Genomic DNA, 13183 nt, shown 5'->3' with positions numbered 1-13183 from the left:
CCGGCCAACCTCGGCCGGCTTATTTCGCCTGCTGGCGTTGATACGGCCCCAGCGTCGGCCATTCCAGCGTGCCGACTCGCCCGTCGGCGCCCAGCGCAAACGTCACCAATACCGGTTCCAGTGAGCGATCGCGAAACTGGGCCAAAAAGGTGTCGTAGTGCCAGTGCGACAAGTCGGCCACAAAGGCCGGCCCGCGGGCGAGCACCAACTTGTCTTGCTCGCAGGTCACCACCGCGTCGCCATACAACTCGTGGGTGTAGGCGCCCGCGTAGTCTGTTAGCGGCAGCGAAGGCTTGGTGTCGGTCTTGCGATCCGCTTCTTGCTTGGCCTTCTCCGCCTGGTCCTTGGCCTCCTGTTTTTGGAACTGTTCCAGTTCGTAGGCGCTCCAATCGCGCGACGATGTGCCTAGCAACTGGTCGACCAGGTAAAACGCCATCGGCCTCGGCAGCATGCTGCCGCCGCTGTTCATCAGCACCACCACGCCCAGTTTTTCCTCCGGCGCCAGCATCACCTGGGCCGACATGCCGTCGATATGCCCGCCGTGCTCGACGATCTTGCGGCCATGATAATCGTGCAAGAACCAGCCGAGTCCGTAGGCCATCAGGTGGGCGTCGGGGTATTTTTGCCGCATCTCGTCATCGAGCGGCGTGGTCATTTGCGGCGCCTGCATCTCGGCGATTGCCGCCTCGCTGATGAGCCGATTGCCCGCGTAGACCCCTTGGCCCAGTTGCAGCCGCAGCCACTGGCACATGTCGTCGACGCACGAGTTGATCGAGCCGGCGGGCGCTACGTTGTCGATGTTGCGATAGGGGATCGCTTGCACCTGGTCGTCGATCTTGGCGTGCGGCGTGGCCACATTGTTGCGTCCCGCCAGGTCGTTGGTGCTGGTCACGCTGGACTTCATTCCCAGCGGCAGGAACAGCCGCTGCTTGATCTGATCGTCCCAGCTTTGGCCGGCGACTTGCGCGGCCAGTTGTCCGGCCGCCAGGTACATGATGTTTTGGTAGCCAAAGTGGCTGCGAAAACTCCAACTCGGCTTCAGGTAGCGCAACCGCCGCAGCACTTCGTCGCGGTTGTAGTCGCTGCCAAACCAAAGCATGTCGGCGCGGGCCAAGCCCGAGCGGTGGCACAACAGGTCGCGCACCGTCAGTTCGCGGGTCACATAGGGGTCGTAAAGCACCAGGTTTGGCAGGTGACGGATCGCCGCATCGTCCCAGGCCAGCTTTTGCTCGTCGATCAAGATCGCCAGCACCGCCGCCGTGAACGCCTTGCTCGCCGAACCGATGGCGAACAGCGTTTGGCTGTCCACCGGCTGGTCCTCGCCCAGCTTGCGCGTTCCGTATCCTTTGGCCAGCAGCACCTGGTCGTCTTTGACCACCGCGATGGCCATGCCGGGCACTTGCCAGTCGGCCATGGCCTTGGCGGCGTACGCGTCGACACCCGCCAGCGGTTCGGCTCCTGTCGCCGGGCGGCAGACAGCGAACGTCAACGCCAGCAGCCCGTAGGCAAGTTTTCGACCGGTCATGGGCGCAATATTCCCCAAGGGCCACCACTATGAAACAACGCGGAGCGCCGCGATGGCCGCTTGCAATTGATCGCGCGGCAGCGCGGGACGCGTCGAGCAGCGTCCAGAATAGCTCCAAAATCCAGCAGTGGGGTATGAATGCTTTATTTTGGGCGGAATTCGTCCGATTTTCTTCTCAAGGGGTTGGCATTGCCCCACTCAGTTCGCTGGCCGTAAAATAGCCGTCGGACCTCGGAGCCCCATTTCGTGCACGCGTTTGTCGCCAATCTGACCGCCGCCTTGTTGCTGCTGCACGCGGCGCTGGGCTGCTGTTGGCATCAAGCGCCCGCCTGCGAAGAGGGCGCTCGGCTGGCGATCCATGCCGCGCATCCGTGCGACTGCCCGCACAAAGGCCAGCACGAGCACAACTCGGGCGAACCGGCGCCTGCGCCTTGTCCCTGCCAGATCGATTGCGCGGCGCCTTGCCAGTCGCTGCTGACGCGCAAGGTGTCGCTCGATGCCCCGGCGGCGCCAATGGTCGCCGTTCTGGTGACGCCCGCTCCCGCAATCGAGCCACCAGTGGAGCGCGTGCTGGTCGAATTTCGCGCTCCCCATGGTCCGCCGCTCCGCGCGCACCTGCAATTTCAATTGCTGCTCATTTGACGCGCGCGGCCGACCGACGCGCCGCTGGCGCGCATTGGCCGGCCTCTCTCCTGGTCTTGCCTGCTGGCGTCTGACGCCACGGGCGCGCTGCTGTCATTCGCATTGATTCGAGGAGCCTGCCATGTCCACTGTCACCCAACAAGATTGGCCCTCGCCGGGCCACTCGGCGCCTGCGCCGCGACAACCGGGGCGCCTCCGCGCGTGGCTAGGCCGCATCGGCACGACCGGCGCGGTGCTGCTATTGCTCGGCGGCCTGGCGGCGGTCGGGCACTTCAGCGATTGGCAATTGCCAAAATTCTCTGAACTAATGAGCGGCGGCGCGGCCCAGCCCGAGATGTGGTGCACCACGCACAACGTGTCGGAGGCGGCCTGCATTGAGTGCAACCCGGCGCTAGCGCCGGTGGGCAAATGGCATGGCTGGTGCAAAGAGCATGGCGTGGCCGAGTGCCCGCTGGAACACCCCGAGGTGGCGCAGCTTGCCGCGACTCCGACGATCACGCCGGCCGACTTGGAGCGTGCCCGCCGCGCCTTGGACACGCGGCCCCGCGCTGAGAACAGCAGCCGCTGCCTGACGCATCAACGGCGGATTCAATTCGCCTCGGTCGAGGCCATGGAAAAGGCGGGGGTGGATATCGCCGTGGTCGAAGAGCGACCGCTGGTCGAGGCGATCTCGGCCAATGGCGAGGTGGTGTACGACGCCGACCGCGAGGCGCATTTGGCGAGCCGTTCCAATGGCACGGTGTGGCGCGTCGAAAAGCAGGTGGGCGATCCGGTGCGCCGGGGCGACATTTTGGCGCTGATCGACGCGTCGGAGGTGGGCCGCTACAAGGCCGACCTGCTCGAGGCGCTGCCGCAACTGCGGTTACAGCAATCGCATGTCGATCGGCTGACTCCCCTCTCGCGCGAGGGCGCCGTGCCGGGCAAGCAACTGCGCGAGGCGGAGGCCGCGCTCGAAGCGGCCAAGATCAGCATCCTGAGCGCGCAGCAGGCGCTGGTGAATCTGGGGCTGAGCATCGACGCCAAGGACCTGGTCAACCTGCCGGCCGAGGAAGTCGCGCGACAGATTCAGTTCCTGGGCCTGCCGAGTTTTGTGGTGGCTTCGATCGACACCAACACCACGACCTCCAACTTGCTGCCCGTGGTGGCGCCGCTGGATGGCGTGGTGGTGAAGCGCGACGTGGTGTCGGGCGAGGTGGTGAGCACCGCCACCACGCTGTTCACCGTGGCGGACACGCGGCAGATGTGGCTCACGCTGGCCGTGCGACAAGAAGACGCGCACTACGTGCAGATGGGGCAGGCGGTGTTGTTCGAGCCCTCGGACGCGGCGGACGAAACCATCTTGCGGGGCACAGTGGCCTGGCTCAGCACGGCGGCCGACGAGCAGACTCGCTCGGTGGCGGTGCGGGCAACGCTCGAAAACCTGGATGGCGAACTGCGGGCCAACACCTTTGGCACGGGGCGCATCGTGCTGCGCGAGGAGCCGCGGGCGATCATGGTTCCTAGCGAAGCCATCCACTGGGATGGCGATTGCAGCATTGTCTTCGTGCGCGACAAGAATTGGTTCCAGAAAGACGCGCCCAAGTTTTTTCACGTTCGCAAGGTGCGGCTGGGCGTGCGCGAGGACGGCGCCACCGAGATCATCGCCGGGCTGTTGCCGGGCGAGGTCATCGCCAGCAAGAACAGCTATGTGCTGCAAGCGCAATTGCTCAAGAGCAACCTTGGCGCCGGCTGCGGCTGCGCGCACGGGCACTAGCGCATTCGCAACGCCAACACGCAAGGAGAGCGGCGCGTGCTGAATTGGATCATCGATTTTTCGCTACGCAATCGGTTCTTGGTCATCCTGGTGGTGATCGCGATGGCGGTGATGGGCGGGCTGTCGCTGCGACAGATCGACATCGACGCCTTTCCCGACACGACGCCGGTGCAGGTGCAGATCAACACCGTGGCGCCGGCCCTGGGGCCGGAAGAGGTGGAACAGCAGATCACCTTTCCGATCGAGCAGGCGATCAGCGGATTGCCCGGCCTGCACAACGTGCGCTCGGTCTCCAAGTTTGGCTTTTCGCAGGTGGTGGCGACGTTCGACGACGATGTCGAAATCTACTTCGCGCGGCAATTGCTCAACGAGCGCTTGGCCACGGTGGAGTTGGCGGCCGGCATTGGTCGGCCCAAGATGGGCCCGGTGGCGACGGGTCTGGGAGAGATACTGCACTACGCGGTGCGCGGCGGCGGCAACGACCCGACCGAACTGCGCACCATTCACGATTGGTTCATTCGCCCCAAGCTGCGCACCGTGCGCGGCGTGGCCGAGGTGAATAGCTGGGGCGGCTTCGAAAAGCAGTATCAGGTCCGCATCGATCCGAATCGGCTGATCAAGCACGACCTGACTTTCGACGACGTGATTCGCGCCGTGCAGGACAACAACCGCAACGTCGGCGGCGGCGCGATACGCGAGGGGACGCGCAGCGTGCTGGTGCACGGCGTGGGACGCACCACCAATCTGGACGAGATACGCAACATCGTGGTCGCCGCCAAAGACGGCGTGCCGATCAAAGTCTCCGACGTGGCCGATGTGGAGATTGGCGCCGAGATTCGCCGCGGCGCCGTCACCGTCGACGGTCAGGGAGAGGTGGTGATGGGGCTGGGCTTCATGCTGATGGGCGAGAACCCACATCAGGTGACTCGCGCCCTCAAGCAGCGGCTGGAAGAGATCAAACCGAGCTTGCCCGCCAACGTGGAGATCGTGTCGCTCTACGATCGCACCGAGTTGGTGGACCATGTGATTCACACGGTGCAGAAAAACCTGTTCGAAGGGGGTCTGTTGGTCATCGCGGTGCTGTTCGCCTTTTTGGGCAACCTGCGCGCGGCCTGCATCGTGGCCCTGGCCATTCCGCTGTCGATGCTGTTCGCGTTCTCGGGCATGTGGCGGTTTGGCATCGCGGCCAGCCTGCTCAGCCTGGGCGCCATCGATTTTGGCATGATCGTCGACAGCTCGGTGGTGATGGTCGAGAACTGCGTGCGGCACATTGCCCATGGCGATTCGGAACGGCGGCGCCTGGTCGACATCGTCCGCGACGCGGCGCTGGAAGTGCGCCGCCCCACGATGTTCGGCGAGCTGATTATCATGATCGTCTACCTGCCAATTCTCACGCTCGAAGGAATCGAAGGCAAACTGTTTCGCCCCATGGCGCTGACGGTGATCTTTGCGCTCTTGGGTTCGATGTTCTTGTCGCTGACCCTGATGCCGGTGCTCGCCAGCCTGCTGCTGCCGCTCAAGCTGCGCGAGACCGAACCGCTGCCGATGCGCATCGCGCATCGGTTGCACGCGCCGCTGTTGCGCTTTTCGATGAACCACAAAGGGGCGGTGATGGGCTTTGCGGCGTGCGTGCTGTTCATCGCCTTTGCGCTGATCGCGCCGAACTTGGGCTCGGAGTTCATCCCCCGCTTGTCCGAGGGCGCCATCGCCGTGAGCGTGGTGCGGCTCACCGGCACCGATCTGGCCGACTCGGTGCGCTACAACACGCAGATGGAGCGCGCCATCCTGGCCAAGTTCCCCGACGAGGTCGAACACGTGTGGAGCCGCATCGGCTCGGCCGAGATCGCCACCGATCCGATGGGCGTGGAGCTCACCGATTTGTTCATCGCCCTCAAACCGCGCGAGCACTGGACGCAGGCCCGCACACAGGCCGAGCTGACCACGAAGATTGAAAAGCACCTGCGCGATTTGCCCGGCCAACGACTCGCCTTTTTGCAGCCCATCGAGCTGCGCATGAACGAGATGGTGTCGGGCGTGCGGACCGACGTGGCGGTGAAGCTCTACGGAGACGATCTGGACGTGCTCACCCAAAAGGGCGCCGAGATCGAGGCGATCTTGCGGCAAATACCCGGCAACGCCGACGTGGCCGCCGAGCAACTTACCGGCCAGCCGGTGCTGCAGATCAAAGTCGATCAGGAGCAGTTGGCCCGCTATGGCGTGCCTGCTCGCGCGGTGACCGATGTGGTCGAGTCGCTGGGGAGCAAGCCGCTGGGCGAGGTGGTCGAGGGGCAATTGCGCTTTCCGCTGGTGGTGCGACTGCCCGAGGAGATGCGCGACGGGGCCGACGCCATCGGCTCGATCTTGATTCCGACCGCGACGGGGGAGCGACTACCGCTATCGCGGTTGGCCACGCTGCGGCTGGTCGAAGGCCCCGCCACCATCACTCGCGAATGGGGGCAGCGCCGTATGACGGTGGCGGTCAACGTGCGCGGCCGCGACGTCGGCAGTTTTGTCGCCGAGGCGCAGCGCCGCATCAAAAACGAACTTAAGCTGCCGCCCGGCCGCTACTTTGTCGAGTTCGGCGGGCAGTTCGAGCATCTGCAATCCGCCCGCACTCGACTGATGATCGTGGTGCCGCTGGCGGGGCTGTTGATCTTTGGATTGCTCTACCTCACCTATCACAACATGATCGACGCCTTGCGGGTATTCACTGGCGTGCCGTTTGGCTGGGTCGGCGGCATCTTCGCCCTGTGGCTGCGCGATATGCCGTTTTCGATTTCGGCGGCGGTGGGGTTTGTGGCGCTGTCGGGCGTGGCCGTACTCGACGACATGATCCTGGTTTCTTACGTCAGGCAACTGCGCGATCGCGGTTTGCCGCTCGATCAAGCGGTGACGCAGGCGGCTATCACTCGTTTGCGCCCGGTGCTGATGACCACGCTCGTGGCGAGCCTGGGATTTTTGCCGATGGCCTTCAACACCGGCATGGGCGCCGAGGTGCAGCGCCCCTTGGCGACGGTGGTGATTGGCGGCGTGATCGGCTCGATGGTGATGTCGCTGTTGGTGCTGCGGGTGTTGTATCTGGTGTTTCAGTTTCCCGGCCTGCGCCGCGCCAGCGCGTCCGCAGCGCCCGCGCCGGCCAGCGAGTTGGCCACGGTTTAACGAACGACGAAGGTTTGACTATCCACAAAAAAGGAGTTGCGATGAAGAGCTTTTATGGCCTGTTGATGCTGTCGGCCGCCGGCGGATTGTTCTTGTCCGGTTGCGCCAAGAGCGAACCGGCGGCGCCGGTCGCCGAAGCGACCCAAGCCAGCGACGGCCACGACCACGGCGGTTGGTGGTGCCCGGAGCACGGCGTGCCCGAGGAAATCTGCGCGCTATGCAGCAGCAAAGCGGCGGCGGATTGCAAGGCGAAGGGAGATTGGTGCGCGGAGCACGATCGACCCGACTCGCAGTGCTTTGTCTGTCACCCCGAACACGAGGCAAAGTTCGCGGCGCAGTACGAGGCCAAGTACGGCGAAAAGCCGCCAGCGCGTGAGATGTAAGGGGGGGGCGCCGTCCTCTCTGACGAGATAGAGTACCTTACAGCTATCTCCACTGATCCCAGGAATCTCGAGAATGACGCAGATTCTGCATGGCGTGGTTCATGGGCGAACCATTGAACTCGACGCCGCGCCAAGCGCCCTGGATGGCAAGCAGGTGCGCGTGATTCTGATTGGCGCCGACCCGAGCGCTTCGCCGGGCGAGGGGATTCTTCGCTCCGCCGGTGCGCTAGAAGATGTGGTCGATATCGATCAATACATCGCGGAGATGGCGGCTTTGCGTAAGCGCGATCGTCGTAAGCAGGAACCAGTGGCGTGACCAATGCGCCAGGCGACAAGTCTTGTGAACCCACTCGCGAACAACTCGAACACTGGGATCGCGAGCGGGTTTGGCACGCCTTCACCCAGATGGCGGAGTACGAGCCGCTAATCCTCGAGCGCGGCGAAGGTTGCCGGCTCTACGATCTCGATGGCCGTGAGTATCTCGACGGCGTCAGCAGCTTGTGGTGCAACGTGCATGGGCATCGCCATCCGCGGCTCGACGACGCGCTGCGCGCTCAGTTAGACCGCGTGGCGCACACCACGCTATTGGGCGCGTCGAATCCGCGGACGATCGAACTGGCCCAGCGGCTTGTCGAACTGGCGCCGGCGGGGCTGGAACATGTCTTCTTCTCAGGTGACGGCGCCACGGCGATCGAAGCCGCGCTGAAAATGGCCTTTCAATACTGGCGACAGCGGCCCAGTCCGCGCCCGGCCAAGACCAAATACGTCGCCCTGGGCGACGCCTATCACGGCGACACCATCGGCAGCGTCAGCTTGGGGGGCGTCGAGCGGTTTCATCAAATGTTTGGGCCGCTCTTGTTCGAGACGATTCGCATCCCTTCGCCGAACTTGTATCGCCGGCCCGCCGGCGTGACGCGCGGCGCAGCGCTAGCGCACTATCTGGCCGAGGCCGAAGCGGCGCTCGCGCGACAGCATGACCAGATCGCCGCGCTGGTGGTCGAGCCATTGGTGCAGTGCGCGGCGGGCATGATCGTCCATCCCGAGGGCTACCTGCGCGGCCTGCGCGAGTTGACCCGCCGCTACGACGTGCTGCTCATCGCCGACGAGGTGGCGGTGGGCTTTGGCCGCACCGGCCGGATGTTCGCCTGCGAACACGAAGCGGTCACTCCCGACCTGCTGTGTCTGGGCAAGGGACTCACCGCCGGATACCTGCCGATGGCGGCGACGTTGGCCACGCGGGAAATTTATAGCGCGTTTCTGGGGGAATATCGAGAGAGCAAGACCTTCTATCACGGGCATACCTACGGGGGCAATCCGCTGGGAGCGGCCGCAGCGTTGGCGTCGCTCGACATCTTTCGAGACGAGCGCGTGCTGGAGAACCTGGCCCCCAAGATCGATCGCCTGGCCGAGCATCTGGCCCGCATTGCAGAGTTGCCACACGTGGGAGACGTGCGCCAGTGGGGGCTGATCGCGGGCATAGAACTGGTGCGCGACCGGGCCACCGGTGAGCCGTTCCCCTGGGAAGAAAAGCGCGGTTTGGCGGTGTGCGATCACGCGCGAAGCCACGGCGTGCTGTTGCGGCCGCTGGGGAGCGTGGTGGTGATCTTTCCGCCGCTGGCGATCTCGCTGGACGAGCTGGATCGGGTTTGCCGGGCGGCGGAGTCGGGCATTGCGGCGATCGGCTAAAGGCCGGCCAGACGCCTGCCTGATCTGGCCAAACAGGCGATTTGGCGAGAGATTGCCGGTAGCGTCAGTCGCGTGGCGGCCGGCCGCCGCCGGGCGGGCGATTGGCCTTGCTTTTGGCGTTGCAAACTCTGCTCCTACTGGTACATTGATCGTCTTGAGTTGTTGTAAAAAGTGGTAAAGTAGGTATCTCAGCACGTTCGCTAGCCGGCCGGAGCAGCAGGTCTAAGGAACCGGCCGAAGCACAGGAATCGCGGTTTTCGATGACTATTACCAGAGAGCGCAAGCAGACACTCATCGGGGAATATCGCCGGGGCGATAGCGACACCGGTTCTCCCGAAGTTCAGATCGCCATCCTGACGACACGGATCGGCGAGCTCACCGAGCATCTGCGCAAGCACAAGAAGGATTTCGCTGGTCGGCGTGGCCTGCTGATGATGGTCAGCCGCCGGCGTCGCCTTTTGGATTATCTGCGCCGAGTGACGCCGCAGCGTTATCTCGACATCATCCGGCGCCTGAATATCCGCAAGTAGCGCTCCGAGCGGCGCCGGTAGTCCTTCTCTCCGCCAGGGCTTGTCGGCGCTCTTGCAATAGTTCTCTTGCTGCACACCTCCTCGGCTCCTCGGTTTGCTGCTTCAAAGCGAAGTCTCGCTCGCGCTGGTCGCGCGCGGTTCGCCACGGGCTGGATACCGCAGGAAAGTCAGGACTTGCAGTGAAAGTACGCGTCGAAAAACAAATCGGGCAAAGCATCTTCTCTCTCGAAACCGGACAGCTCGCCAAGCAGGCGTCGGGCGCGGTTCTGGCTCAGTACGGCGAAACCGTCGTCCTCGCCGCGGTCGCCTCCGGCCCTGGCCGGCCGGGCATCGACTTCTTCCCGCTCACCTGCGACTATCGCGAGCGGCAGGCCGCCGCGGGCAAATTTCCGGGCGGGTTCCTCAAACGCGAGGGACGCCCCACGATGAAGGAGATTCTCTCCGCGCGATTGATGGATCGCCCGATCCGGCCGATGTTCCCCGATTGGTTCCGCGATGAGGTGCAGATTCAGTGCATGGTGGTCGCCAGCGATCGCCAGAACGACGCGGACATCGTGGCCATGAACGGCGCGGCCGCCGCGCTCGGCGTTTCGCCGCTGCCGTTCGAAGGCCCCTTGGCCTCGGTGCGGTTGGGCATGGTCGATGGCCAGTTCGTCGTCTTCCCCTCGCAAGATCAACTGGAAGAAAGCGACCTCGATCTGATCGTCTCCGGCAACCAGCAATCGGTGCTGATGATCGAGGGCTTTGCCCGCGAACTGCCGGAAGATCGCATGGCCGAGGCGATTTTCGAGGCGCAGCGTTACATTCGCGAGTTGTGCCAGTTGCAGCTAGAGCTGATTGAAAAATGCGGCGCCAAGAAGGCTGAATGCGTGATTCCGCCGTCGGACGGCGTCTTCGACACCCTGCGGTCGCGTTATTACGACGCCTTCCGCGCGGCCAAGCAAACGCCGGGCAAGCACGCCCGCGCCGAAGCGGTGAGCGCGCTCAAGCAGCGGGTGGTGGGCGAACTGATCCCCGACCCGGCCGCGGCTGGCGCCTTGAGCGCCGGCAGCGTTGATCACGCCTGGCATGAGCTAGAGAGCAAAGTCACCCGCGATTTGATCCTGAGCGGCACGCGCCCCGATGGCCGCGGCAGCAAGGATTTGCGGCCGATCGAGTGCGAGGTGGACGTGCTGCCGCGCGTTCACGGCTCGGCCATCTTCCAGCGTGGCGAAACGCAGGCCCTCATCACCGTGACGCTCGGCACCCAGCGCGACGAGCAGCGCGTGGATGGGCTGTTCGAGGAATACTCGAAGAAGTTCATGCTCGACTACTACTTTCCCTCCTACTCGGTGGGCGAAGTGCGGCCGATTCGTGGTCCTGGTCGGCGCGAGATTGGCCACGGCGCCTTGGCCGAACGCAGCGTGAATCCGGTGTTGCCGGCCGCCGACGCGTTCCCCTACACCATGCGCGTCATTTCCGACATCACCGAGTCGAACGGCTCCAGCTCCATGGCCAGCGTCTGCGGCGCCACCTTGGGACTGATGGCGGCCGGCGTGCCGATCAGCAATCCGGTGGCCGGCATCTCGATCGGTCTGGTCAAGGAAAACGACGACAAGTGGACCTTGCTCACCGACATCATCGGCGACGAGGACCACTTTGGCGACATGGACTTCAAAGTCGCCGGCACGCAGAACGGCATCACCGGCATCCAGCTCGATCTGAAGATCAAAGGCATCCACGAAGGGATCATTCGCGGCACGCTCACGCAGGCCCGCGAAGCCCGCATGGAAATCTTGCGCAAGATGCTCAGCGCCATCTCGCGTCCCAAGGCCGAGATTTCTCCCTGGGCTCCGCGGCTGCTGCGCACCAAGATCGACCCCGACAAGATTGGCCTGTTGATTGGCCCGGGCGGCAAGACGATCCGCGGCATCCAAGAGACGACCGGCGCCACGATCGAAGTGGACGACGACGGCGTGGTGGTCATCTCCAGCAACGACGCCGAAGCGGCGCAGGCCGCGCTCAAGCGGGTCGAGGCGCTCACCGAGACGGTGCAGGTCGGCAAGATCTACGAGGGCCGCATCAGCAGCCTCAAGGATTTTGGCGCCTTCATCGAGATTTTGCCCGGCAAGGATGGCCTGTGCCACATCAGCGAGCTGTCGGACCAGTACGTCAACAGCGTGCACGACATCTGCAAGGTGGGCGACATCATGAACGTCAAGGTCATCGCCATCGACGAGCAGGATCGCGTCAAGCTGAGCCGCCGCGTCGTCATCCTTGAAGAGAACGGCGAGTTGCCGTACGACGAGGAAGGGCAGATGCCGGCGCGCGAAGATCAACCGCGCGAGCGCGCCGAACATGGCGACCGGGGCGGTGATCGCGGGGGCGACCGCGGACGTGGCGGCGATCGCGGGGGAGATCGGGGCGGCGACCGGGGACGTGGTCGCGGCGGAGATCGTGGCCGTGGCGGCGATCGCGGCGGCCGGCGCTAACAGCCGCCAGCGCGGTTTGGACTAGCTCGCAAAAACAGGTAACTTCAAAGCCCACGGACGTCGCGCCGTGGGCTTTTTTTCTACCCTTCACGCAGGAAACGTTTCGCGTGGCGAAATCCAAACGCGCAGCTCGGCCCGCGCCCGCCGACCAGACGGCCGACGCGCGGCACCAGCGATTGCTCGAGCGCTACACCGAGATTGCCCGGCTGGCCGGCGCGCTGGCGCACGAAATCAAGAACCCGCTCTCCACAATTCGCCTGAACATGGAATTGTTGGCGGAGGACTTTGCCGAATCGACGACCCCGCGCGATCGCCGCGCGCTCAAGAAGATTGAGGTGGTGCAGCGCGAGTGCCAACGACTGCAAGACCTGCTCGACGACTTTCTGAAGTTCGCTCGCGTGCGCCAAATGCGCTTGCAGCCCGCCGATCTGAACGCCGAGGTCGAGCGGGTGTTCGACTTCTACCGACCACAGGCGGCGGAGGCCCGGATCGAGCTGGTGACTTACTTCGACGCCAACCTGCCGCCGGTCGGCCTGGATGTCGAGGCGTTTCACGGCGCGCTATTGAACCTGGTGCTCAACGCGCAGCAGGCGATGCCGAGCGGCGGCCAACTCGTGGCCCGCACCGCGCGCCGCGACGACGCGGTGCTCTTGGAATTGATCGACACCGGTCAAGGCATGGACGCCAAGACAGAGGCCCACATCTTCGACGCCTTTTACACGACCAAGCCGGGCGGATCGGGATTGGGGCTGCCCACCGCGCTCAAGACGATCGAGGCGCACGGCGGCGCGATCCACGTGGCGAGCGAACCGGGGCGGGGCACCAAATTCACGATCACGCTTCCCGCCGCGCGGGACGGCGCCTAGCGCGATCGCCCAGGCCAAGCCGCCGGCTTGCCCCCGCCGCGCGGCCTGCGGCGCGGCGCCTCGGGGTTTGTGGGCCTTTCTGGCCGCCGGGCGGGCCGGTTGTGCCGATTGGAGCGAATTCTCCGCCCGGGCGGGCGATTGGGCCGCCGCCGTGTTGAAAAAAACGCA

The 13183-nt window shown here is 64.6% G+C and carries 10 protein-coding genes; 9 read left to right on the top strand and 1 reads right to left on the bottom strand.

Features of this window, described 5'->3' with window-relative positions; genetic code table 11:
• Positions 1 to 19: 19 nt before the first annotated feature.
• Positions 20 to 1525, bottom strand: coding sequence for a serine hydrolase (locus tag K1X71_10545; GenBank protein ID MBX7073575.1), 1506 nt, complete (start codon positions 1523 to 1525; stop codon positions 20 to 22).
• A 246-nt stretch (positions 1526 to 1771) separates the two neighbouring features.
• Here K1X71_10545 and K1X71_10540 point away from each other — a divergent pair, with 246 nt between their 5' ends.
• From K1X71_10540 to K1X71_10500, 9 genes are all read left to right on the top strand, one after another.
• Entirely contained in the window at positions 1772 to 2167 is a 396-nt protein-coding gene (locus K1X71_10540) for a hypothetical protein (protein MBX7073574.1), read from the top strand.
• A gap of 121 nt (positions 2168 to 2288) precedes the next feature.
• The gene (locus tag K1X71_10535; GenBank protein ID MBX7073573.1) at positions 2289 to 3920 is read left to right on the top strand and encodes an efflux RND transporter periplasmic adaptor subunit; all 1632 of its coding nucleotides are present in this window, start codon (positions 2289 to 2291) and stop codon (positions 3918 to 3920) included.
• A gap of 36 nt (positions 3921 to 3956) precedes the next feature.
• Positions 3957 to 7079 (top strand): CusA/CzcA family heavy metal efflux RND transporter, encoded by a 3123-nt coding sequence (locus K1X71_10530; GenBank protein MBX7073572.1) that lies wholly within the window; start codon positions 3957 to 3959, stop codon positions 7077 to 7079.
• Positions 7080 to 7120: 41 nt separating this feature from the next.
• Positions 7121 to 7462 carry an RND transporter gene (locus tag K1X71_10525; protein ID MBX7073571.1) on the top strand — a complete coding sequence of 114 codons (342 nt, stop codon included), beginning with the start codon at positions 7121 to 7123 and terminating at the stop codon, positions 7460 to 7462.
• A 73-nt stretch (positions 7463 to 7535) separates the two neighbouring features.
• Positions 7536 to 7778, top strand: coding sequence for a hypothetical protein (locus tag K1X71_10520; GenBank protein MBX7073570.1), 243 nt, complete (start codon positions 7536 to 7538; stop codon positions 7776 to 7778).
• A gap of 89 nt (positions 7779 to 7867) precedes the next feature.
• Positions 7868 to 9148, top strand: coding sequence for an adenosylmethionine--8-amino-7-oxononanoate transaminase (gene bioA / locus K1X71_10515; GenBank protein ID MBX7073569.1), 1281 nt, complete (start codon positions 7868 to 7870; stop codon positions 9146 to 9148).
• Positions 9149 to 9408: 260 nt separating this feature from the next.
• Positions 9409 to 9678, top strand: a complete 270-nt coding sequence (rpsO, locus tag K1X71_10510) for a 30S ribosomal protein S15 (protein ID MBX7073568.1) — start codon at positions 9409 to 9411, stop codon at positions 9676 to 9678.
• Positions 9679 to 9857: 179 nt separating this feature from the next.
• Complete coding sequence (locus tag K1X71_10505) at positions 9858 to 12149, top strand: polyribonucleotide nucleotidyltransferase (protein ID MBX7073567.1); 2292 nt, start codon at positions 9858 to 9860, stop codon at positions 12147 to 12149.
• 107 nt (positions 12150 to 12256) lie between these two features.
• On the top strand, positions 12257 to 13015 hold the full coding sequence (locus tag K1X71_10500) for a sensor histidine kinase (GenBank protein ID MBX7073566.1): 759 nt from the start codon (positions 12257 to 12259) through the stop codon (positions 13013 to 13015).
• Positions 13016 to 13183: the final 168 nt, after the last annotated feature.

This window comes from Pirellulales bacterium (assembly GCA_019694455.1).
GTDB lineage: Bacteria > Planctomycetota > Planctomycetia > Pirellulales > JAEUIK01 > JAIBBY01.
Note: the sequence above shows the minus strand (reverse complement) of the source record. Positions and strands in the feature narration are given on the sequence as shown.